The organism is Pseudomonas sp. CFBP 13727, from assembly GCF_014841915.1.
Classification (GTDB): domain Bacteria; phylum Pseudomonadota; class Gammaproteobacteria; order Pseudomonadales; family Pseudomonadaceae; genus Aquipseudomonas; species Aquipseudomonas baltica.
Map to the genome: position 1 here is coordinate 1,619,510 of NZ_JACYUT010000001.1, position 23,288 is coordinate 1,642,797.

At 62.6% G+C, this 23,288-nt stretch carries 20 protein-coding genes; 9 read left to right on the forward strand and 11 right to left on the reverse strand.

Features of this window, described 5'->3' with window-relative positions:
* Positions 1-4 precede the first annotated feature (4 nt).
* Positions 5-2,851 (forward strand): valine--tRNA ligase, encoded by a 2,847-nt coding sequence (locus IFT76_RS07250; protein ID WP_122479625.1) that lies wholly within the window; start codon positions 5-7, stop codon positions 2,849-2,851.
* 123 nt (positions 2,852-2,974) lie between these two features.
* Positions 2,975-3,928, forward strand: coding sequence for a 23S rRNA (adenine(1618)-N(6))-methyltransferase RlmF (rlmF, locus tag IFT76_RS07255; RefSeq protein ID WP_192057720.1), 954 nt, complete (start codon positions 2,975-2,977; stop codon positions 3,926-3,928).
* Positions 3,929-4,088: 160 nt separating this feature from the next.
* Here the strand turns inward: rlmF and IFT76_RS07260 are convergent, their stop codons facing one another.
* A complete protein-coding gene (locus tag IFT76_RS07260) occupies positions 4,089-4,370 on the reverse strand; it encodes an HU family DNA-binding protein (RefSeq protein ID WP_122479627.1) in 282 nt (93 codons plus the stop codon).
* 408 nt (positions 4,371-4,778) lie between these two features.
* Between IFT76_RS07260 and yejK the strand changes: the two genes are divergently transcribed.
* Entirely contained in the window at positions 4,779-5,786 is a 1,008-nt protein-coding gene (gene yejK, locus IFT76_RS07265) for a nucleoid-associated protein YejK (RefSeq protein ID WP_192057721.1), read from the forward strand.
* Positions 5,787-5,877: 91 nt separating this feature from the next.
* Here yejK and IFT76_RS07270 read toward each other — a convergent pair whose 3' ends face one another.
* The 7 genes from IFT76_RS07270 to IFT76_RS07300 all read right to left on the reverse strand — a co-directional run bounded on the left by IFT76_RS07270 (position 5,878) and on the right by IFT76_RS07300 (position 13,773).
* Entirely contained in the window at positions 5,878-6,813 is a 936-nt protein-coding gene (locus IFT76_RS07270) for a glutathione S-transferase family protein (RefSeq protein WP_192057722.1), read from the reverse strand.
* Positions 6,814-7,577: 764 nt separating this feature from the next.
* Positions 7,578-7,853: a GIY-YIG nuclease family protein gene (locus IFT76_RS07275; protein ID WP_192053484.1), complete on the reverse strand. Its 276-nt coding sequence runs from the start codon at positions 7,851-7,853 to the stop codon at positions 7,578-7,580.
* Positions 7,854-7,887: 34 nt separating this feature from the next.
* The gene (locus IFT76_RS07280) at positions 7,888-9,111 is read right to left on the reverse strand and encodes an MFS transporter (RefSeq protein WP_192057723.1); all 1,224 of its coding nucleotides are present in this window, start codon (positions 9,109-9,111) and stop codon (positions 7,888-7,890) included.
* A 504-nt stretch (positions 9,112-9,615) separates the two neighbouring features.
* Positions 9,616-10,380 (reverse strand): amino acid ABC transporter ATP-binding protein, encoded by a 765-nt coding sequence (locus IFT76_RS07285; protein ID WP_043186354.1) that lies wholly within the window; start codon positions 10,378-10,380, stop codon positions 9,616-9,618.
* Positions 10,381-10,390: 10 nt separating this feature from the next.
* Positions 10,391-11,488 (reverse strand): amino acid ABC transporter permease, encoded by a 1,098-nt coding sequence (locus IFT76_RS07290; RefSeq protein ID WP_043186351.1) that lies wholly within the window; start codon positions 11,486-11,488, stop codon positions 10,391-10,393.
* 10 nt (positions 11,489-11,498) lie between these two features.
* The gene (locus IFT76_RS07295; RefSeq protein WP_122479632.1) at positions 11,499-12,680 is read right to left on the reverse strand and encodes an amino acid ABC transporter permease; all 1,182 of its coding nucleotides are present in this window, start codon (positions 12,678-12,680) and stop codon (positions 11,499-11,501) included.
* A 64-nt stretch (positions 12,681-12,744) separates the two neighbouring features.
* Complete coding sequence (locus tag IFT76_RS07300; RefSeq protein ID WP_122479633.1) at positions 12,745-13,773, reverse strand: amino acid ABC transporter substrate-binding protein; 1,029 nt, start codon at positions 13,771-13,773, stop codon at positions 12,745-12,747.
* Between the two features lie 468 nt (positions 13,774-14,241).
* On the opposite strand from IFT76_RS07300, the gene IFT76_RS07305 reads away from it, so the two are divergent.
* Positions 14,242-14,898: an alpha/beta hydrolase gene (locus tag IFT76_RS07305; protein WP_192057724.1), complete on the forward strand. Its 657-nt coding sequence runs from the start codon at positions 14,242-14,244 to the stop codon at positions 14,896-14,898.
* A gap of 375 nt (positions 14,899-15,273) precedes the next feature.
* A complete protein-coding gene (rhlB, locus tag IFT76_RS07310) occupies positions 15,274-16,713 on the forward strand; it encodes an ATP-dependent RNA helicase RhlB (protein ID WP_192057725.1) in 1,440 nt (479 codons plus the stop codon).
* 178 nt (positions 16,714-16,891) lie between these two features.
* Here rhlB and moaE read toward each other — a convergent pair whose 3' ends face one another.
* The 3 genes from moaE to moaC are packed head-to-tail and all read right to left on the reverse strand — an operon-like array spanning position 16,892 to position 18,055.
* Positions 16,892-17,341 carry a molybdopterin synthase catalytic subunit MoaE gene (gene moaE, locus IFT76_RS07315; RefSeq protein WP_122479636.1) on the reverse strand — a complete coding sequence of 150 codons (450 nt, stop codon included), beginning with the start codon at positions 17,339-17,341 and terminating at the stop codon, positions 16,892-16,894.
* Position 17,342: 1 nt separating this feature from the next.
* Positions 17,343-17,585, reverse strand: a complete 243-nt coding sequence (locus IFT76_RS07320) for a MoaD/ThiS family protein (RefSeq protein WP_185794119.1) — start codon at positions 17,583-17,585, stop codon at positions 17,343-17,345.
* Complete coding sequence (gene moaC, locus IFT76_RS07325; RefSeq protein WP_192057726.1) at positions 17,582-18,055, reverse strand: cyclic pyranopterin monophosphate synthase MoaC; 474 nt, start codon at positions 18,053-18,055, stop codon at positions 17,582-17,584. Before moaC ends, IFT76_RS07320 begins: the two co-directional genes overlap by 4 nt.
* A gap of 243 nt (positions 18,056-18,298) precedes the next feature.
* Here moaC and IFT76_RS07330 point away from each other — a divergent pair, with 243 nt between their 5' ends.
* The 4 genes from IFT76_RS07330 to IFT76_RS07345 all read left to right on the forward strand — a co-directional run bounded on the left by IFT76_RS07330 (position 18,299) and on the right by IFT76_RS07345 (position 23,278).
* Positions 18,299-18,781 carry a CS1 type fimbrial major subunit gene (locus IFT76_RS07330; RefSeq protein WP_122479639.1) on the forward strand — a complete coding sequence of 161 codons (483 nt, stop codon included), beginning with the start codon at positions 18,299-18,301 and terminating at the stop codon, positions 18,779-18,781.
* Positions 18,782-18,865: 84 nt separating this feature from the next.
* On the forward strand, positions 18,866-21,382 hold the full coding sequence (locus tag IFT76_RS07335; protein ID WP_192057727.1) for a TcfC E-set like domain-containing protein: 2,517 nt from the start codon (positions 18,866-18,868) through the stop codon (positions 21,380-21,382).
* Positions 21,379-22,542: a hypothetical protein gene (locus tag IFT76_RS07340; protein ID WP_192057728.1), complete on the forward strand. Its 1,164-nt coding sequence runs from the start codon at positions 21,379-21,381 to the stop codon at positions 22,540-22,542. The genes IFT76_RS07335 and IFT76_RS07340 overlap by 4 nt, the downstream gene beginning before the upstream one ends.
* 10 nt (positions 22,543-22,552) lie before the next feature.
* Positions 22,553-23,278, forward strand: coding sequence for a molecular chaperone (locus IFT76_RS07345; protein ID WP_192057729.1), 726 nt, complete (start codon positions 22,553-22,555; stop codon positions 23,276-23,278).
* Positions 23,279-23,288 lie beyond the last annotated feature (10 nt).

A 23,288-nucleotide genomic window follows, 5' to 3' on the forward strand; every position in this document is an offset into this window, starting at 1 on the left:
GCGCATGGATAAGACCTACCAGCCGCACGCTATCGAAACTTCCTGGTACCAGACCTGGGAGGCCGAGAACTATTTCGCCCCGCAAGGTGCCGGCGACTCCTACACCATCATGATTCCGCCGCCGAACGTGACTGGCAGCCTGCACATGGGCCATGGCTTCAACAACGCCATCATGGACGCGCTGATCCGTTTTCGTCGCATGCAGGGCCGCAACACCCTGTGGCAGCCTGGCACCGACCACGCTGGCATCGCTACGCAGATGCTGGTCGAGCGTCAGATCGAAGCCCAGGGGCTGAATCGCCATGATCTGGGCCGGGAAAAATTCCTGGAAAAGATCTGGGAATGGAAAGACCAGTCCGGTGGCAACATCAGCCGCCAGATTCGCCGCCTCGGCTCATCGGTCGATTGGAGCCGCGAACGCTTCACCATGGATGACGGCCTGTCCGAAGCGGTCAAGGAAGCGTTCGTGCGCCTGCACGAAGACGGCCTGATCTACCGCGGCAAGCGCCTGGTCAACTGGGACACCAAGCTGCACACGGCGATCTCCGACCTGGAAGTGGAAAACCACGACGAAAAGGGTTTCCTCTGGAACCTCAAGTACCCGCTGGCAGACGGCGCCAGAACTGCCGAGGGCAATGACTTCCTGATCGTCGCCACCACGCGTCCGGAAACCATGCTCGGTGACGCCGCCGTCGCGGTGAACCCGAACGACGAGCGCTACCAGGCCTTGATCGGCAAGTTCGTCGAACTGCCATTGGTGGGCCGTCGCATTCCGATCATCGCGGATGACTATTGCGACCCTGAGTTCGGTACCGGTTGCGTGAAAATCACCCCGGCCCACGATTTCAACGACTACGAAGTCGGCAAGCGCCACAACCTGCCGCTGCTCAACATCTTCGACAAGAATGCCCAGGTGCTGGCCAGTGCCCAGGTGTTCAACCTCGACGGGACCCTGAACGACAGCGTGGACGGCACCTTGCCCGGCGAATACGCCGGCCTGGACCGCTTCGAGGCACGCAAGCAGATCGTCGCCGCGTTCGACGCCGCCGGCCTGCTGGTCAGTGTCGACGACCACGCTTTGAAAGTGCCGAAGGGTGATCGCTCCGGTACGGTCATCGAGCCTTGGCTGACGGACCAGTGGTACGTGTCCACCAAACCTTTGGCGGAGCCAGCCATCGCTGCCGTGGAAGACGGACGCATCCAGTTCGTACCCAAGCAGTACGAAAACATGTATTTCTCCTGGATGCGTGACATCCAGGACTGGTGCATCAGCCGCCAGCTCTGGTGGGGCCATCGCATTCCAGCCTGGTACGACGAGTCCGGCAAGGTCTATGTCGGCCGCAGCGAAGCCGAAGTGCGCAGCAAGCACGGCTTGGGCGCCGACGTGACGCTCAACCAGGACAACGACGTACTGGATACCTGGTTCAGCTCGGGCCTGTGGACCTTCTCCACCCTGGGCTGGCCGGAACAGACCGAATTCCTGAAGAAATTCCACAGCACCGACGTGCTGGTCACCGGTTTCGACATCATCTTCTTCTGGGTCGCCCGGATGATCATGTTGACCATGCACCTGGTCAAGGACGAAAACGGTACGCCGCAGGTGCCGTTCAAGACCGTCTACGTACATGGCCTGGTGCGTGACGGCCAAGGCCAGAAGATGTCCAAGTCCAAGGGCAACGTGCTTGACCCGCTGGACATCATCGACGGTATCGAGCTCGAAGCCCTGGTGGAAAAACGCACCAGCGGCCTGATGCAGCCCAAACTGGCGAAGAAGATCGAAAAGCAGACCCGCGACGAGTTCGAAGGCGGCATTGCCAGCTACGGCACCGACGCCTTGCGCTTCACCTTCTGTTCGCTGGCGTCCACCGGTCGCGACATCAAGTTCGACATGGGCCGCGTCGAAGGCTATCGCAACTTCTGCAACAAGATCTGGAACGCGGCGCGCTACGTGCTCGACAAGGGCGAGGATTGCGGCCAGAACGGCGAAGCCTACGAGCTGTCGCTGGCCGATCGCTGGATCATCTCGCAACTGCAGCGCACCGAAGCCGAAGTGACCCGGCACCTCGACCAGTTCCGTTTCGACCTGGCCGCCCAGGCGCTCTACGAGTTCATCTGGAACCAGTATTGCGACTGGTACCTGGAGCTGTCCAAGCCTGTGCTGTGGGACGAAAACGCTCCGATCGAGCGTCAGCGCGGTACTCGCCGCACCTTGGTGCGCGTGCTTGAAGTGGCCCTGCGCCTGGCGCATCCGTTCATGCCGTTCATCACCGAAGAAATCTGGCAGCGCCTGGCGCCGCTCGCCGGTGTGCAGGGCAAGACGATCATGCTGCAGCCTTGGCCGGTGGCCAACGAAAGCCGCATCGATACGGCGGCCGAAGACGACATCGAGTGGCTCAAGGGCCTGATGCTGGGCGTGCGCAACATTCGTGGAGAGATGAACATCGGTCCAGGCAAGCCGCTGGCCCTGTTCCTCAAGAACACCGGCAGCCAGGACCAGCGTCGCCTGCAGGAGAACGATGCCTTGCTGCGCAAGCTTGCCAAGCTGGAATCCATCACTGTGCTTGCCGATGGCCAGGAGGCGCCTCTCAGTGCCACCGCGCTGGTCGGCGAGATGGAAGTGCTGGTGCCCATGGCAGGCCTGATCGACAAGGACGCCGAACTGGCGCGTCTGGACAAGGAGATCCAGCGTCTGAATGGTGAAGTGGCACGCGTGGGCGGCAAGTTGTCCAATGCGGCCTTCGTCGACAAGGCGCCTCCCGCCGTCATCGACAAAGAGCGCGCCAAACTGGCCGAAGCCGAACAGGCATTGACCAAGCTGGCCGAACAGCACGCGCGGATCGCCAGCCTGTAATTCGTCTTGCGGGCCTCATCACGGGCGCTGCTCGCCCCCACAGAGATCTATGCAACCCAGTAGATCCCTGTGGGAGCGGGCTCTGCCCGCGAAGAGGCCGGCAGCCTCACCGGTAACCTCCCCATGTCCACCCCGCAAAAACCCACCCTGCACCCGCGCAATCGCCACCAGGGCCGCTACGATTTCCCGCAACTGATCAAGGCCCACCCGGACCTCGCCCGGTTCGTCATTCTCAACCCGTATGGCAAGCAAAGCATCGACTTCGCCGACCCGGCAGCGGTGAAGGTATTCAATCGGGCCCTGCTCGGAGCGTTGTACGGCATTCGGCACTGGGATATTCCGGCGGGTTACCTCTGCCCGCCCATCCCCGGGCGCGCCGATTATCTGCATCGCCTGGCGGACCTGCTGGCCGAAAGCAACGGAGCAGAGATTCCCAGAGGCACTGCGGTCAAGGCACTGGATGTAGGTGTGGGCGCCAACTGCATCTATCCATTGCTGGGGCACAGTGACTATCGCTGGCAGTTCGTGGGGTCCGACATAGACCCGGTGGCGTTGGCTTCGGCCAATACCATCGTCCAGGCGAACAAGCTGGGCAAGGCCATCACTCTGCGCCTGCAGGGCCAGCCACGGCAGATTCTGCAGGGACTGATAGGCGCCGAGGAACGGTTCGCCGTGACCCTGTGCAACCCACCGTTCCATGCTTCGCTGGAGGATGCCACGCGTGGTAGCCAGCGCAAATGGCGTGCACTGGGCAAGGCCGATCCCAAGCGCAAGCTGCCGGTGCTGAACTTCGGTGGGCAGAACAACGAGCTGTGGTGTGAAGGGGGCGAGATTCGCTTCGTGACCCAGTTGATCAACGAAAGCGTGGCGCTGGGCAAGCAGGTGTTGTGGTTTTCTACGCTGGTGTCCAAGGCTTCCAACCTTGCGGCCATCCAGGCGACCCTGGGCAAGGTCCAGGCGGCGCAGGTACGCGTGGTGAAAATGGGTCAGGGCCAGAAGCAAAGCCGCTTCGTCGCCTGGACCTTCCTGCCCGAACAGGCGCGTAACAGCTGGTTTACCTCACTACAAACATCGTAGGAGCGGCCATCGGCCGCGAAACAGGCGCTGCGGTGTATCAGGCGTACCGCGGCGCGCCCTTCGCGGGCAGAGCCCGCTCCCACAGGGTTGGGTACATTCCGCGGGCACAAAAAAACCGCGCCCGGGTTGACCCGCGGCACGGTTCGTCGAGCCGTTACAATTACTTGTTGACGGAATCGGTCAGCACTTTGGCTGGGACGAACTTGACGACTTTCTTGGCAGCGATTTCGATGGCAGCGCCGGTCGAAGGGTTACGGCCGGTACGGGCAGGACGCTCGGTGATCTTCAGCTTGCCGATACCAGGCAAGGTGATCTCGTTGCCATTTTCCAATTGATCGGCAACGATCTGGCCCAGCTGCTCGATAGCGTTGCGCGCGGTGGTTTTCGGCGCGTCGATAGCTTCAGCGATATCGGCGATCAGTTGGTCTTTGGTTAATGCCATGGTGGTGTACCTTCCCTATCAAATTCAATTGGATTGCAAAGTGCAGCGTAAGTCGGAGCCGGGCGTGCGACGTCCGCCGGGGCTCACGTTTCGGTCATGCCAATCGCCATTGTAGATACCCAGAATGGCGTTTGGTTCGACTCGAAAGCCGCTCTCTGCGGGGCTTCACGGCCTTGTGGGCCGCAAGACCGGGCAAAACTAGCACAGAGCCAGACAAATATCCGCCACAAGCGGTCCTTTTATTCAGCTTTATCATGGGTTTGGCCGAAAAGTAGACGATTTCGTCGTTTCAGCGCACGCGCCCGTCACCAGCAAGCCGTAAAACCCCTATCTACGTTACACTTCGCCCCTTTGCCGCACGGCCCGCCACGTCCACCGTGCCCGTCAAACAGACCAGCCGAGAAGCCCATGCCGATCCGTCACTGCATCGTCCATTTGATCGACAAGAAACCCGACGGCACACCCGCCGTGCTTCACGCGCGCGACAGCGAGCTGGCCGAGTCCAGCGCCATCGAACATCTGCTTGCCGACCTCAATGAAAGCTACAACGCCAAGCAGGGCAAGGCCTGGGGCTTCTTCCATGCCGAGTCCGGCGCGCACCCTTTCAGCGGCTGGCTCAAGGACTACCTGGACGAGGGTCGCGACTTCACCCAGTTCAGCCGCACGGCCGTCGAGCACCTGCAGAAACTGATGGAAGAATCGAATCTGTCCACAGGCGGGCATGTGCTGTTCGCGCACTACCAACAGGGCATGACCGATTACCTGGCCATTGCGCTGCTGCACCACAGCGAAGGCGTGGCGGTGACCTCCGAGCTCGACGTCACACCGTCGCGGCACCTGGACCTGGGGCAGTTGCATCTGGCGGCCCGCATCAACCTGTCGGAGTGGCAGAACAACAAGCAGTCGCGGCAGTACATCTCGTTCATCAAGGGCAAGAACGGCAAGAAGGTCTCAGAATATTTCCGCGACTTCATCGGCTGCCAGGAGGGCGTCGACGGTCCGGGAGAAACGCGGACATTGCTCAAGGCCTTCAGTGACTTCGTCGAAAGCGAAGACCTGCCCGAAGAGTCCGCACGGGAGAAAACCCAGACCTTGGTGGACTACGCCACCAGTCAGAGCAAGATGGGCGAGCCGGTGACGTTGAAGGAGTTGTCGGGCTTGATCGATGAAGAGCGCCCGCAGGCCTTCTATGACCATATCCGCAACAAGGATTACGGTTTGTCGCCCGAGATCCCGGCGGACAAGCGCACCCTCAACCAGTTTCGCCGCTTCACCGGGCGCGCCGAGGGGCTGTCGATCAGTTTCGAAGCCCATTTGCTGGGTTCCAAGATCGAATACGATGAAGAGGCCGGCACCTTGATCATCAAGGGCCTGCCCTCCCAACTGACCGATCAACTCAAACGCCGCAAGGACTGACCTGACCCTACAGCGGTGCGCCTGCACCCCGTAGGAGCGGTCACCGGCCGCGAAGCAGGCGCCGCGGTGTAACGCGCTGAACGTAAGGCCGTTACTGCTTCGCGAGGGCAAAACCGACGCGTGGGAAATGCACATGCACCACGCCGGCGCGCTCGTCTTCGCGCCTGATGATCAATTCCTCGGCCCCGGCAAACAACAACTCTCCCCGCACGGGATCGACGCCATAGTCCACTGCCGCCACGCTTACCTGATCACCAGCCTTGAACCCATTGGGGTCTTCGAACGTTTCCGTAGGCAAGGCGGCTGGAGTAGCAGCCTTGGCTATCGCCAGCGCCTCATCGGCACTCAGGTCACTGTAGGTGCCGTGGCCAAAGCCCAGCACGCGGCCCAGCCAGGCATGAATGGCGGGATAGATATCCACCAGCGGTGCAGTGACCGGCGTGCCCTTGAGAAACCACAACAGGTGGGCCATGGAGAAATCTGCCAGAGTAGGTTCGCCAAACAGGTAGTCGCCTTCTGCGTCCTGCAGTTGCTGTTCCAGGCGCGTCATGAACGTCGGCCACTGGTGCTTGGCCTGCTCGACCGACAAACGAGTGGCCGTACCACCCTGGAACAGCGCCATGCGATCGGCGATGAACGCCTTGGCAGCGTCTTCCGGCAGGCGCGCCAGACGGGCACTGATGGACTCGGGTTGAAATACCAGGCTGACCGCATGCTGGAACAGCACAGAATCGGCCCAGGCGGCGAAGGTGGCGACAGTCAGTTCCTGGCCTTGGGGCAACAGCGACGGGAAGGCTTTTTCCTGGTCCAGACGGCGAGCGATCAGGGCCGTGTCGCAATACACATCGGCGCCCACCTGCAACACCGGGGTCTTGCGGTAGCCACCGGTCAACGCCGTCAGATCGGGTTTGGGCATGATCGGCGAGATCAGTACCGAGCGCCATGCGAGCCCTTTGAAGCCGAGCATCAGGCGGGCCTTTTCGGCGAACGGCGAGGTCGGATAGTGATGCAGGATCAAGTCGGACATATCGGCTCCAGCAGGGTGGGAAAGCTCACAGCTTACTCGCCCGCGCGCAGAGCACATACCCCTGTAGCAGCGGCGCAAGCCGCGTCGGCGGTGTATGCGGTGTGCCTGAATGAACGCGCTGCCACCGGACGCGGCTCGCGCCGCTGCTACAGGGATTGCGTGCTCTGTAGCAGCGGCGCAAGCCGCGTCGGCGGTATTCGCGCTGTGCCTGAATGAACACGATACGGCTGGACGCGGCTCGCGCCGCTGCTACAGGGATTGCGTGCTCTGTAGCAGCGGCGCAAGCCGCGTCGGCGGTGTATGCGCTGTGCCTGAATGAGCGCGCTGTCACCGGACGCGGCTCGCGCCGCTGCTACACGGATTGCGTGCTCTGTAGCAGCGGCGCAAGTCGCGTCGGCGGTGTATGCGCTGTGCCTGAATGGACGCGGTGCCACCGGACGCGGCTCGCGCCGCTGCTACAGGGATTGCGTGCTCTGTAGCAGCGGCGCAAGCCGCGTCGGCGGTGTATGCGCTGTGCCTGAATGAACACGATACGGCCGGACGCGGCTCGCGCCGCTGCTACAGGGATTGCGTGCTCTGTAGCAGCGGCGCAAGCCGCGTCGGCGGTGTATGCGCTGTGCCTGAATGAACGCGGTGCCACCGGACGCGGCTCGCGCCGCTGCTACAGGGATTGCGTGCTCTGTAGCAGCGGCGCAAGCCGCGTCGGCGGTGTATGCGCTGTGCCTGAATGGACGCGGTGCCACCGGACGCGGCTCGCGCCGCTGCTACAGGGGGCGGAAAGACGCTACCAGATGCTCCTTGGCAACTTTGCGCAGGCGCTTGATCAGCCGCTCGTGGCGCAGCGCTTCACCTTTGCTGGGCCAGGTTTCGTAGTACACCAATGCCACTGCCGGGCTTGAGAGAAAAAAACGCGCGCCCTTGCCACTCTGGTGCTTGGCGAAACGGCGCTGCGGGTCGTCGCTGATGCCGCAGTAGAGCGAGCCATTCGCCGCGCGGACCAGGTAGACATACCAGGGCTTGGGTGGCGTGATGTCGGTCATTGATTCAGCAACGCCTGTAGGCAAACCCGCGGCATCATTCCACCTTCGTCGCCACCGCACGCACATGCAGCGTACGCCCGGCCCCCATGCCTGCCGCCGTGGCGGCGATGCCAATCACGGCAAACACCCAGCCCACTGCGCTCCAGCCGCCCGTCATGTCGTGCACCAACCCTACCGCGAAGGGCCCCATCGACGCGATGGTGTAGCCCACACCTTGAGCCATGCTCGACAGGTTGGCTGCCACATGGGCGTCTCGTGAACGCAGCACGATCAAGGTCAGCGCCAAGGCGAACACACCGCCCTGCCCCAGCCCGAGCACGATCGCCCAGCCCCATATCCCGCTCAATGGTGCGTAAAGCAGGCCGAACAAACCGGCCAGACTCATCGCCATCACCGCGACAATCGGCAAGCGCTGATCACGACCGCGGGTGGCCAGCCAAGGCACAGTGAGTGCGCTGGGCAACTGCACGATGATCGAGAACGACATGACCAGTCCTGCCTCGGCGGCAGACAAGCCCCGGCCGATCAGGATCGACGGCAGCCAGCCAAAGACGATGTAGGCCAGCGACGACTGCAAGCCCATGAACAGCGTGACCTGCCAGGCCAAGGGATCGCGGAACAAGCCACTGACACGATAGCGGACACGCTGGACGCCGTGCTTTTGCCGCGCCTGGGGCAGCCAGAACACGGCCGCCAGCAATGCAGGCACCATCCAGAACGCCAGACCGATGCGCCAGCTGTCATCGAAATACTGGCTGAGGGGAACGCTGGAACCGGCGGCCAGCGCTGCCCCCAGGCACAGCGCCATGGTGTAGACGCCGGTCATCGTCCCGGCCTGTCGGGCGAAGTCGCGCTTGACGATGCCAGGCAGCAACACGCCGATGATCCCGATGCTGCCGCCGGCCACCAGGCTGCCGATGAACAATCCCCACACCCCTAATTGGCTGCGCAGGGCAATGCCGGCGGCCAGCACGAGCAACACACCCAAGACCACCCGTTCGCTGTCGAAACGCCGTGCCAGCAGAGGCGCCAAGGGTGCGAACAGACCCAGGCACAGAACCGGAAGCGTGGTCAGCAGGCCGGCCGTCGAGCCGCTCAGGCCGAGACTGGCCGAGACCTGCGCGAGCAAAGGCGCCATGCTCGACAAGGCCGGACGCAGGTTCAGCGCCACCAGCACCAGGCCAAGGATCAGCAACCAGGGTTTATGCAACGGCGTCACGACGTCGCTGCTCGAAGCGGTACAGTTGGCAGTAGGCATAAGGGTCCAGAAACGAAAGTGCGGACCATTGCCAGAACGCGAACGCCTGATGGTCTCTTGATACGGCTTTGAACGAGGAAGCGTAGAGCGTATTGCCAGCAATGGCAAATGCCCAGCCAGCAGTGTGCCATCGAAACCACAGCGCACCCTTCGCGGCCACGGACCGCTCCTACACCGTTCCCGCATTCCCCGTAGGAGCGGTCATCGGCCGCGAAGCAGGCGCCGCGGTGTATCCGGCGAACCGCAGCGCACCCTCCGCGGCCACGGACCGCTCCTACACCGTTCCCACATTCCCCGTAGGAGCGGTCATCGGCCGCGAAGCAGGCGCCGCGGTGTATCCGGCGAACCGCAGCGCACCCTCCGCGGCTACGGACCGCTCCTACACCGTTCCCACATTCCCCGTAGGAGCGGTCATCGGCCGCGAAGCAGGCGCCGCGGTGTGTCAGGCCAGTAACGAAAAAACCCGGGCACAGGCCCGGGTTTTTCGTGTGCCGCAAACGGCAATCAGTGCAGGATCTGGCTCAGGAACATCCGGGTCCGGTCGCTCTGCGGGTTGTCGAAGAAGTCGTTCGGCGCGGCCTGTTCGACGATCTCGCCCTTGTCCATGAAGATCACCCGGTTCGCCACGGTGCGCGCGAAGCCCATTTCGTGGGTCACGCAGAGCATGGTCATACCGTCTTCAGCCAGGCCGATCATGGTGTCGAGTACTTCCTTGACCATTTCCGGATCGAGCGCCGAAGTCGGTTCGTCGAACAGCATGATCTTGGGCTTCATGCACAACGCCCGCGCAATGGCCACGCGCTGTTGCTGGCCACCGGACAGCTGGCCGGGGAACTTGTGCGCCTGCTCCGGGATGCGCACGCGCTCCAGGTAATGCATGGCGATTTCCTCGGCCTGGCGCTTGGGCATCTTGCGCACCCACATCGGCGCCAGCGTGCAGTTCTGCAAGATGGTCAGATGAGGAAACAGGTTGAAGTGCTGGAACACCATGCCCACTTCGCGCCGTACCGTCTCGATCTGCTTGAGATCGTTGGTCAGCTCCACGCCGTCGACGATGATGGTGCCCTTCTGATGCTCTTCCAGGCGGTTCAGGCAACGGATGGTGGTCGACTTGCCCGAGCCCGAGGGCCCGCACAGGACGATGCGCTCGCCCTGGGCCACGTTCAGGTTGATGTCCTTGAGCACGTGGAACTGGCCGTACCACTTGTTCACGCCTTGCATCTGGATGATGCCCGGTGCGCCCGCCGGTTTCTTGATCGCTTCACTCATGATTAAGCTCCTAACGCTTGTGGCCAGTGTCCAGCTTGCGCTCCAGATGCATGGAGTAGCGGGACATACCGAAACAGAAGATCCAGAACACCAGGGCCGCGAACACGTAGCCCTCCGTTGCCATGCCCAGCCATGCCGGGTCGGCTGCCGCCTGCTTGACGCTGTTGAGCAGGTCGAACAGGCCGATGATGATCACCAGGCTGGTGTCCTTGAACAATGCAATGAAGGTGTTGACGATGCCCGGGATGACCATCTTCAAGGCCTGCGGCAGGATCACCAGGCCCATGCTGCGCCAGTAGCCCAGCGCCATGGCCGAGGCCGCCTCGTACTGCCCCTTGGGAATCGCCTGCATGCCACCGCGCACCACTTCGGCTACATAGGCGGACTGGAACAGGATGACCCCGATGAGCGCCCGCAGCAACTTGTCGAAGTTCATGCCCTCGGGCAGGAACAGCGGCAGCATGACCGAAGACATGAACAGCACGGTGATCAACGGCACGCCGCGCCAGAACTCGATGAAGGTCACGCAGACCACCTTCACCGCCGGCATCTTCGAACGCCGGCCCAACGCCAGCAGGATCCCCAGCGGCAAGGCGCCAGCGATGCCCACGGTAGCGATCACCAGGGTCAGCATCAGGCCACCCCACTGGCTGGTTGCCACGGTCGGCATGCCGAACGCGCCGCCGTGCAGCAGGAAGTAGGCGATGACCGGGTACAGCACCAGGAAGCCGATGCCATAGACCGCCTTGCGCTTGAACCTCGACATGAACAGCGGCGCCACCCCCAGCACTGCCAGCCACACGGTCAGATCGACGCGCCAGCGCAGTTCGGGCGGGTAATAGCCATACATGAACTGACCGAAACGCTGCTGGATGAACACCCAGCAGGCGCCTTCCTTGGTGCAGTCGGCACGGGTGGTGCCGACCCAGTTCGCGTCGAAGATCGACCAGCTCAACAGCGGCGGCACGATCAGCCAGATCAGGTACAGCGACAGCAGGGTCAGCAGCGTGTTGAGCCAGCTGGAAAACAGGTTCCGGCGCATCCACGCGACAGGTCCGAAGACTTTGCTCGGTGGTGGCTGGTCGGGTTTGAAAATATGGGTCGTCATGCGCTCATCCTCACCGTTCGATCAGCGCAATGCGCTTGTTGTACCAGTTCATCAGCAGGGAAATGCTGATACTGATCGCCAGGTACACGCTCATGGTGATGGCAATGACTTCGATCGCCTGCCCCGTCTGGTTGAGCACGGTACCGGCGAACAGCGAAACCATTTCCGGGTAACCGATACCGGCGGCCAGGGAAGAGTTCTTCGCCAGGTTCAGGTATTGGCTGGTCAGTGGCGGAATGATCACGCGCAGGGCCTGCGGGATGATCACCTTGCGCAGGGTCGGACCGTTGCGCAGCCCCAGCGAGTGGGCCGCTTCGGTCTGGCCGTGGCTGACCGACTTGATGCCCGAGCGCACGATCTCGGCAATGAACGCCGCGGTGTACACGGTCAGGGCCAGGGTCAAGGCCAACAGTTCCGGGATCAATACCCAGCCACCGACGAAGTTGAAGCCCTTGAGCTCGGGTTTTTCCCAATGCACCGGCGTGCCGAAGATCAGCGCGCACAGGGCCGGCAATACGATGATGATCGCCAGGCCCACCCAGAACTTGTGGAACGGCTGGCCGGTGGCCTCGAAGCGCTTGGTGGCCCACTTGGACATCAGTACGACGCCCACGATGGCTACCACCACGCTGATAGCGAATGGCCAAAAGCCTGGCGCGGCCAGCGCGGCCGGCATGTTCAAGCCACGGCTGCTGACGTAGAAGCTGTCCATGAAACCATGTGCCGCGCGCGGACCCGGCAGGGTCAGGAACACCGCGAAATACCAGAACAGGATCTGCAGCAGCGGCGGGATGTTGCGGAACACCTCGATGTAGACGGTCGCCAGCTTGTTGATCATGAAGTTGGGCGACAGTCGCGCCACGCCGATCACGAAGCCCAGCACGGTCGCCAGGATGATGCCGATGATCGACACCAGCAAGGTATTGAGCAGGCCGATCAGGAACACGCGCGCGTAGCTGTCCGATTCGGTGTAGTCGATCAGGTGTTGGGCAATGCCGAAGCCGGCACTGCGTTCAAGGAAGTCGAAGCCGGAAGTGATGCCCCGGTGTTGCAGGTTGGTCTGTGTGTTGTCGAACAGAAACCAGCCCATACCGACCACCGCCACAATGGTGATGATCTGGAAAAGCCACGCACGCACACGTGGATCAGTCAGGGATAACCCCTGCTTGGGTGCGCCGATTTGATTTTGCATGGAAAGCCCCAGGAGAGATGGAGAACAGCGCCCGACGGCAACGTGCCGTCAGGCGCCGGGCCGATCAGCGCACCGGAGGTGCGTACTGGATACCGCCAGCGTTCCAGAGAGCGTTCTGGCCACGATCGATCTTCAGCGGGGTGTTCGCGCCCAGGTTGCGCTCGAACATCTCGCCGTAGTTGCCGACCTGCTTGACGATCTGCACGACCCAATCCTTCGGCAGTTTCAGATCCTTGCCGTATTCGCCATCGGCGCCCAGCAGGCGTGCCACGTCAGGGTTCTTGGTAGCCTTGGCTTCGGCTTCGACGTTCTTCGAAGTCACGCCTGCCTCTTCAGCGTTGAGCTGGGCGAACAGGGTCCACTTGACGATCGCCAGCCAGTCTTCATCACCGCGGCGTACCACTGGGCCCAGCGGCTCCTTGGAGATGGTTTCCGGCAGGACGACGTAATCGTTCGGCGCGGCCAGCTTGCTGCGCTGGGCGAACAGCTGCGACTTGTCGGAGGTCAATACGTCGCAACGGCCGCCTTCCAGGGACTTGGCGCTTTCGTCGGAGGTGTCGAAGGTAATCGGGGTGTACTTCAGGCCATTGCCACGGAAGTAGTCGGACACGTTCAGCTCGGTGGTGGTACCGGCCTGGATGCAGATGGTGGCGCCGTCCAGTTCCTTGGCACTTTTCACGCCCAGCTTGTTGTTCACCAGGAAGCCGATGCCGTCGTAGTAGGTGACGCCGGCGAAGACCATGCCCATGCCCGCATCGCGGGAGCTGGTCCAGGTGGTGTTGCGCGACAGAATGTCGATTTCACCGGACTGCAGCGCAGTGAAGCGCTCCTTGGCATTGAGTTGGCTGAACTTGACCTTGGTAGCATCACCGAACACGGCAGCGGCGACAGCGCGGCAGACGTCGGCGTCGATACCGACGATCTTGCCCGAAGCATCAGGAACGGAGAAACCAGGCAGGCCGTCGGAGACGCCGCACTGTACGAAACCTTTCTTCTGGATGGCGTCCAGAGTGGCACCCGCCTGAGCGAAGCTGCTTACGCCCAGAACGGTCGCAGCGGTCAGTACAGCCAGGGTGGATTTCAACATCTTCATTCAAAACCTCCAGTTGCTCTTGTTGTGTCCGAGCTTGAATTGCGCTGCACCTAAATGAGGCGCTGTCGACCCGTGTCGGCTTGTTGTTGGGTCAAAGCATCAATCGCAATACAAGTGATGAACCCGACCGACCGGATGGCCCGACCGGGATATGCAACGCTTGCCCCCGCTCCCCGCAAGGTTCGACGCAGTGGTCTGCGGCGTCTCTGGTGATCATCGGCAAATTTTTCCGCATCGTCGTTGACTGCTCTGCGTCAGTCCATAACGGTTCTATAGTGTTACCGCCGATGACGATGCTGGTATTACGCCAGTTACATAGCAAGCGTCGTACCATAGTGAATCGCATCAGCGTTTAAATGCACGTCAATAGAAAAACTTGTAGCCTTGCGACATCTTCTTCAGAGATCGCACCATCGCGCCTCGTCGCACTGCACTCAAACAGAGCGGGCGCCCCACAACGGAGCAACCATGACCGACCCCTTGATCATCGAACCCGACAACAGCGTCGACGCCTGTGTCATCTGGCTGCATGGCCTGGGCGCTGACCGATATGACTTCCTGCCCGTGGCGGAAGCCTTGCAGCAACGATTGCAGGGAACACGTTTCGTACTGCCGCAGGCACCCACTCGCGCAGTGACGATCAATGGCGGCTACGCCATGCCCAGCTGGTACAACATCATTGCCATGAGTCCTGCACGGGCCATCGACCAAGGCCAGCTGGAGGCGTCTGCGCAGATGCTTTGCGGGCTGATCGAGGAGCAGCAGGCCAGCGGCATCCCGCCGGAAAGGATCTTCATCGCAGGCTTTTCCCAGGGTGGCGCGGTGGCACTACATACGGCCTATATCACTTGGCAGGGTCCGCTTGGGGGAGTGCTGGCGCTGTCGACCTACGCTCCGACTTTCGACGAGCAGATCGAACTGGCCGCCAGCCAGCAGCGCACGCCGGCGCTGTGCCTGCACGGGCAGAATGACGAAGTGGTGATCAACGCCATGGGCCGCAGCGCCTATGAATACCTCAAACGCTGGGGCGTGGACGCAGCGTGGCAGGAATACCCCATGGGTCACCAAGTGTTACCGCAAGAGATCGCCGACATCGGCGACTGGCTGGCCGAACGGTTGCACTGACACCTTGCACATCCGCAGGCGCGACCTGTGGCCGCGAAGCAGGCGCCGCGGTGTGTCCGGCGAACCGTAGCGCACCCTTCGCGGCCGCGGGCCGCTCCTACGTAGGTTCGCGGTCGACTCGTAGGAGCGGTCATCGGCCGCGAAGCAGGCGCCGCGGTGTGCCCGGCGAACCGCAGCGCACCCTTCGCGGCCGCGGGCCGCTCCTACATAGGTTCGCGGTCGTCTCGTAGGCGCGGTCATCGGCCGCGAAGCAGGCGCCGCGCAGTACCGGCCACACAGCGGTCACCGTACGCCCCCACCACTCTTCTATCGTCGCGCTCGATTCTTGCATTACACTGCCTGACGTTCATTCCTCAACCAATCGATGAGAAGCCTGTGCTCAAAGCACTCAAGAAGATGTTCGGCAAAAGCGAGGCGCAACCCCTTGCAGCCGACACTGGCGCCACCCGCGTCCTACCCGTCGACACCCACGCATCGACCCAGCCGGCCGCCGTTGCGCCAGCCCCCAGCGTCAGCCCCGAACCCGAAGCACCCGCACCGACCGTGATCGCCGATGAAAAGCCTGTGCGGGTCCGTCAGCCCAAACCTGTCGCGCCTGCCTGGAGCCGTACCGATTTTCAGGTGGAAGCGCAGGAAGGCAAGACACGCTTCCACGACTTCGCGCTCACCGACGAGCTGATGCACGCCATCCACGACCTGGGTTTTCCGTACTGCACACCGATCCAGGCCCAGGTGCTGGGCTACACGCTCGAGGGCCGCGACGCCATCGGCCGCGCCCAGACCGGCACCGGCAAGACCGCTGCCTTCCTCGTGTCGATCATCTCCCAACTGCAGCAGACCCCTCCGCCCAAGGAGCGCTTCATGGGCGAGCCGCGAGCGCTGATCATCGCGCCGACCCGTGAGTTGGTGGTGCAGATTGCCAAGGACGCCGCGGACCTGACCAAGTACACCGGCCTGAACGTGATGACGTTCGTCGGCGGCATGGACTTCGACAAGCAGCTCAAGCAGCTCGAAGCACGCCATTGCGACATCCTGGTTGCCACCCCCGGCCGCCTGCTGGACTTCAACCAGCGCGGCGAAGTGCACCTGGACATGGTCGAGGTGATGGTGCTCGATGAGGCCGACCGCATGCTCGACATGGGCTTCATACCCCAGGTGCGCCAGATCATCCGCCAGACGCCACCCAAACAGGAACGCCAGACCCTGCTGTTCTCCGCCACTTTCACCGCAGACGTGATGAACCTCGCCCAGCAGTGGACCACCGACCCGGCCATCGTCGAGATCGAGCCGGAAAACGTGGCCAGCGAAAGCGTCGAGCAGCATGTGTATGCAGTGGCTGGCAGCGACAAATACAAACTGCTCTACAACCTGGTCACCAGCAACGACTGGGAGCGCGTCATCGTGTTTGCCAACCGCAAGGACGAAGTCCGCCGCATCGAAGAGCGCCTGGTGCGCGATGGCGTGAATGCCGCGCAACTGTCTGGTGATGTGCCGCAGCACAAGCGCATCAAAACCCTGGAAGGGTTCCGCGAAGGCAAGATTCGCGTGCTGGTGGCCACCGATGTGGCGGGCCGCGGCATCCACATCGACGGCATCAGCCATGTAATCAATTTCACCTTGCCCGAAGTACCGGACGACTACGTTCACCGCATCGGGCGTACTGGCCGGGCCGGCAGCAGCGGTGTCTCGATCAGCTTCGCCGGCGAAGACGACTCCTATCAGCTCCCTTCGATCGAGGCGTTGCTGGGTCGCAAGATCAACTTCGAAATGCCGTCCGCCGAGCTGCTGAAACCCGTCGAACGCAAGCACCCTTGACCGCTGCAGGAGCGGTCCGCGACCGCGAAAGCCGCACCGCGATTTAGCGGCCTAACCGCGCCGCCCTCTTTGCGGCCGATGGCCGCTCCTACGGATGTACTCAAGCCCCCTGTAGGAGCGGTCCGTGGCCGCGAAAGCCGCACCGCGTTCCAACCTGCCTCAGCGCATGAGCGGACAATCACTCCCAGCGCTGCGCTGCTGCCTCGTCGCTCTCGCGTCCCTGCACCCAGCGCGGGCCATCTTCGGTGTTCTCCTTTTTCCAGAACGGCGCCCGGGTCTTGAGATAGTCCATGACGAAGTCGCACGCCTGGAACGCCGCCTGACGATGGGCGCTGGCCACGCCGACGAACACGATCGGCTCGCCCGGCGCCAACGCGCCCACCCGGTGCAGTATCGCAAGCTTGAGCAACGGCCAGCGCTGCGCCGCCTCGAAGATGATCTTGTCCAAGGCTTTTTCGGTCATGCCCGGATAATGCTCCAGCAACATCCCGCGCACTTCCAGCCCGTCGTTGAAATCGCGCACGTAGCCGACAAAGCTCACCACGGCGCCCACGCCGGTGTTGGCCTGGTGCAGGGCATTGAGTTCAGCGCCGGGGTCGAACGGCTCATGTTGCACGCGAACACTCATCTCAACCTCCGGTCACGGTGGGAAAGAATGCCACTTCATCGCCATCGAACAAAGGTTCGGCCAGCCCGCACATCTCCTGGTTGCGCGCACACATGAGGCCTTTCTCCGCGAGTACCTCGCGGTCGCCGCGCAGGATGAGAAATTCGCGCAACGCGTCGACGCTGGCGAATTCACCCGTTACCACTTCCTCGCCCGTGCCCAGCAGCTCGCGATAGCGGGCGAAATACAACACGGTGTAGTTCATGAAGCGTCCGCCTTGAAATGCCCGCTCTTGCCGCCCTGTTTCTCCAGCAGGCGCACCTGTTCGATGACCATGCCGCGGTCGACCGCCTTGCACATGTCGTAAATGGTCAGGGCCGCCACGCTGGCCGCCGTCAGCGCTTCCATCTCGACCCCGGTCTGCCCGGCCAGCTTGCAGCGAGCGGTGATCAGCACGGCGTCCGCGCCGTCGGCGGCCAGTTCGACCTTGACGCTGGTGAGCATCAGCGGGTGACAGAGCGGAATCAGGTCGCTGGTTTTCTTCGCTGCCTGAATGCCGGCGATGCGCGCCACGGCGAAGACATCGCCCTTGGGATGCTCACCCTCGACGATCATCTGCAGGGTCTGCGGCAGCATGCGGATACGCGCCTGGGCCACCGCTTCGCGGGAACTCATGGCCTTGTCGGTGACGTCGACCATGTTGGCGCGACCTTGGGAATCGAGATGAGTCAGCACTGCCTTGCTCCTGTTCCAGAAGCGACGATTGTAGCCCCGGAACAGCTGCGTTGCACAAAACCTCGAGCGTCGCGTTGTAGGACGGATCCCACAAAGTTTGGGAACCGTCCGACTTTTTGACCGCCCTGCGCCCGGCACAATTCTCCCTCGCGCTGCCAACCGACCCGAAGAACCTCAGCCCAAGGTCGGTTCGACCAGCAGCGCGCACCTGCTGCTCACATCGAAATCAAGGAGTCGTACCCAATGAAATCTTCAGTCCTCGCGCTGCCACTGGCCCTGCTGTTCACCGGCAGTGCCATGGCCGACCAGCGTATCGATCACACCGTGACCGTGACCGCTACCGTGCCCACCGACAAATTCATCGTAGAGCCACTGGGTGGCAACTGGATGAACGAGCCACAGAACATGAGCTTCAAGCCGGTGGACGGCAGCCTGGAGCCGATCCGCAAGCAACTGACCATGAAAAGCACCAGCGGGGCCATCAAGGCCAAACTGCTCAACAGCCCGACCATGACCAGCGGGTCCAACTCCATTGGTCTGAACGTCAAGGTGGGCAACCAGGCCTTGAGCACCAGCTCTGAAATCGTCGCCAACGTAGCCGATGCCGCTGCCGGCACCGTGGTCGACTTTCTGGTGACCGCCGGCGCCAAGCCATCTGCCGGTTACGTTCCGGGTGCCTACCAGGGCACCGTCAACCTGGTCTTCGAAACGCCTGATCCGGTCTGACCTCGTTTCAAACCCCGTGTTCTGAACGTTGCCCCGCCGGGCACCCGTGTGCCCGGCAGGGCGACCTCTGCCTGTGTGACAACCATGACTAGAATCACCCCAACGGTGTTCACCAGCCCTTTGGCGCTGGGCCTGCTGTCCTTGGTGGCACTGTCCCCGACCACCGTGACAGGCAACACGAACATCGCCACTACGGCCCTGTCGAGCCAGGCCCAGGGGTTGCCACGAGAGTTCAACGAGCATTTCTACGACGTGCCGCTGGCCGTGCACGTCGATCTGGATGGACGCGGCCTGGGTGAAGCGCTGATCACCCTGGACCGCCAGGAGCGCGTGCAACTGATCGAGTTCACCGCGGACGAAGAAGGCCGTGCGCCCGATCCGCTGCGCCAGCGATGGGCCGACTACCTGGCCGACCCCGTGCCGCTGGGCAACTGCACGCAGAGCTGCCGCGACGACCTGGTGGCTTTGCACTACAGCCTGTACGACTCGCGCCTGTCCATTCTTACCCGTACGGTGGAACGCACTGCGCAAGACCAACGCTATCACGCCCTGCCCGAGCACGGCAGTCACGGCATGATTCTGCGCAATCAGCTGAACATTTCCGCCGGACGCTTCGAACAAGTCGGGCGCTACGCGCTGCAGGGCCAAGGCAGCCTCGGTGACTGGACCACCCTGGCCCAACTGCAGGCCGATCGCAGTGACGACGACCGCTACGGTACCCGCCATCGTGTCGACCAGCTCTACGCCGAGCGCGTGGATCAGGGCCACTTCTATCGCCTCGGCTATTTCATGCCCGATGCCCAGGGCCTGACCCGCCAGCCGCGCCTGCTGGGCGACACGCCCCTGACCGCCCTGGGTGTCATGTACGGCAGCAGCGACAGCCTGGCCGTGGACAACGCCACCCCCAGCGCCACCCCCATCTATGTCACTCCGAACCGCCCGGGCGTGGTGGAGATCTACCGCAATGGCGTGCTGATCAACAGCCAGCCGGTGCAACCGGGCTTGCAAGCCATCGATACCAAAGTGCTGCCCGGCGGCATTTATGACGTCGAAGTGCGCCTGATCGAGGATGGGCAGACAACCGCCAGCAACGAAGCATTCATCTACAAGCCGTCGAACTGGAGCAACCCCGACCAGCCATGGCGCTACAACCTCTATCTGGGCCAGCGCCGCACCTTGCTCAGCAACTGGGAAGAAGACAGCGATGACAGCCTCAGCAGCGGTGTGCTGCTCAACTACCTGGCGCACTCGCGGGTGGTGCTCGGCAGCTCGTTGCAGCGCGTGGGCGACTACACCCAATACGGGCTTTCCGCCGACTGGGACGCCCTGCAAAGCACCAAGCTGTACGCCAATGTGTATCACACCGATCAACACGGCCAGGGTTACGACCTGCAGGCGCTGTGGAACTACCGTGCCGGCAACCTGGTGCTGAGCCGCAACCAGAGCTGGCAGCGCTACCCACGACTGCGCGGCGAACGCGAGCCGCGACCGGGCCAACAGGTCATCCAGACTTCACTGTCCTGGCAGCACCGAATGGATCGGCGCTTCAGCACCCATACCCGCATCGCCCGCGACGACGGTCTTTACGCCGGCACCTCCGTGGACCTGGGCCTGGTGTACCACGGCAAACTGATGGGCTCGGACGCCAACTGGCGTGCCTCGGTGTTCGACCGTCCCGGCACGCTCGCCACCGACGGCGCCCGCAATCGTGGGGTCAATTTCACCCTGAGCATGAGCCTGGGGCAGGAAGGGCGACGCCTGTCCGCCACCCTGGGTAGCCGCACGGCGCTGGACGGCAGTCGCGATCGCAACGTCTCGGTGACCTACCAGCAAAGCCTGGAGCATCACACCCTGCGCAACGTCGCCGGCACCCTCACCGGCGATCGCTACGGGGCCGCCCTGGCGGCCAATGTGCAGTTCCAGAACAGCATGGTGTACGGCGATGCCTATGTGCAGAACTCGTCCTACGACCACGCCGTCAGTGGCGGCCTGAACCTGGAAAGCACCGTCGCCGTGGGGGCCGGCAAAGCCGCCATCAGTGGTGATTTCCAACCCTACGAAGCCGGCATGATCGTCGACGTCGAATCCGACCTGGACAACCTGCGCGTGCGCGCCGACAGCCTGCAGGGCCCCAGCGCCACACTGCGGCCAGGGCGCAATATCCTGCCGTTGCGCGCCTATCGACCGGGCCAGGTGCTGATGGACTTCGAAGGCCTGGAAGCCCATGCCGCGGTGATCCAGCCGTCGAGCTTCAGTTACCACCTCAACCGTGGCGCAGTGACCTACCAGAAAGTGCGCATCATGCGCACGATGACCGTGCTGGGGCGTCTGCTCGATGCCGGTGGTGCGCCGATCAAGGGTGCCATGGTCATCAATCATGCCAGCCGCAGCCTGAGCGAGGCGGACGGTTTCTTCGCCGTGGAAATGAGCGAATCCACGCCCACCCTGGAGGTGCGCCGCAGTGGCGCACGCCTGTGTTTCCTCAAGCTCGACGAGAAGAACGCCCAGCGTGAAAACGAAGTGTTGATGGTGGGCGATCAACAGTGCAGCCCAGACAACCTCGCGGCAACCGGCACCCATCATGAAGGAGATGCAGGATGAACATGCTTCGCGCCCTGGCAGCCACCTTGCTGCTGGCCCTGCCCTTCACACCCCAGGCTACGGCCAACGAGATAGCCTTCACTGCCCGCATCGACGGCACCCGGTTCGTCAATACGACACCCCGGGCCGACTATTGCGCGCATTTTGGAATGGGCAGTTTCTGCGCGACCTCATGGTCGACCAACCTGCCCATTACCTATCGCAAACGGGTGGATGTGAACTCACCCGATGCGCGCGACAAGGTCTACGTGCGCTTGCCCGCGCGGCGCGCCATTACCCTGCAGAACCAGCTCACTGGCGAAACCGCCACCATGTTCCTGTCCTTCTACCAGTTCAGCCAGCGGGTCAGTTGGGTGCACGAGACGGTCGTCAACGGCGCTCCCAGTGGCTGCGGTGTATTTGGCAGTCTGGGCGGTGGCCCGGGCTATTCGCGGTTTCTCTGGTATGTCATGAACAGCACCAACCCGGCTCCCTGTTTTTCGACCAAGTCTGCCAATCCGAACGTGGAGGACTCGGAATTCACCAACACCGGTATCTCGGTAAGGCCCGAGTTCCCTACGGTGGGCTCACTGGCCCCCGGCGACTGGGAAGGCATTGCCGACTACCGTGTGGGGCTGGGCCAGGACTTCGACTTCGGCAATATCCTGGACGCCAGTACCGATCATTTCCGCGTGCGCATCAGCTTCAAGGTAATGCATGAAATGCGTGTCGACTTTCCGGCCCACGGCACCGAAATCAGGCTTGTTCCCCAAGGCAGCTGGGCCAGTGTGATGAACACCAGCAAGGCGCCGGTGCGGCTGTATCACGACTCACCGCTGCGCCTGTGGGCCGGCAGTGCCTTCAAGGTCTACCTGGCGTGCGAGCACGACACCAATCGAAATCTATGCAGGCTCAAAAACCAGACCACAGATCATTACGTGCCGGTCAACGTCGCCATTTCGCTGCCAGGCGGGTTTGGCTACGCCGGACGACCGGTGGATCGTCTGCCTCTGCTAGACCGTATCGCAAATGCCAAGACCATCGTGCCCACAGGTACCGCCAGCAATGCCCCGGGCACGCTGCATTTCGATGTCAGCAGTGACGATGCTGTCGAGATGCTGCGCTACCCCGGCGCCCGATACAGCGGGTGGGTCACCATCATCTATGACGCCAACCCTTGAGGAGCCTTCCATGAAATACCTCGCGCTACTGCTCGGCCTGACGACGTTCGACGCCTGGGCCGCACCGCAGCTGAACATCGGCAGCCTCTACGAATACTTCGACGGCAACCGCAGCACCTCGCTCAAGCGCATCTACAACAGCGGTGACACGGCAGCGTTCGTCAAGGTCAGCGTGGCCGAGCTGGTCTACGCCGCCGACGGCACCGTGACCGAAGTGCCTCTGGATGGCCTGCCGGCCGAACAGCGCACCCTGATCGCCAGCCCAGCCCGGGTGATCGTGCCGCCCAATGGCATGCAGCAGGTGCGCCTGCTGTACCGGGGCGAACGCCAGGCCGAACGCTACTTTCGCCTGCGTTTCATTCCGGTCCTTCCGGAAACCGGCGACGGCTTCGGCCTCACCAGCGAGCAAGCCCAGCAGTACAATGAGGCGCTGTCGGCCGGGGTGAGCATCCTTGCCGGCTATGGCGCGGTGATGTTCGTCAAGCCGGCGCAGACCACCTACGCCATCGAAGTGCTGCACGAGGCCGAGCGCTTCACGATCCCGAACAAAGGCAACGCCACGGTGGTACTGGATCATTTCAACGACTGCGATCGCAACGGACAGCACTGTGCCCCGCCCACCAAGCATCACATCCGGCCGGGCAAAACGCTGTCGTTCGAAAAGAAAACCGGGCGTTCCTACCGGTTCGTTCTGCAGGAAGGCCCGCGGGAGATCCCTCATGAATTCGAAGGCTAGGCTCACTGTC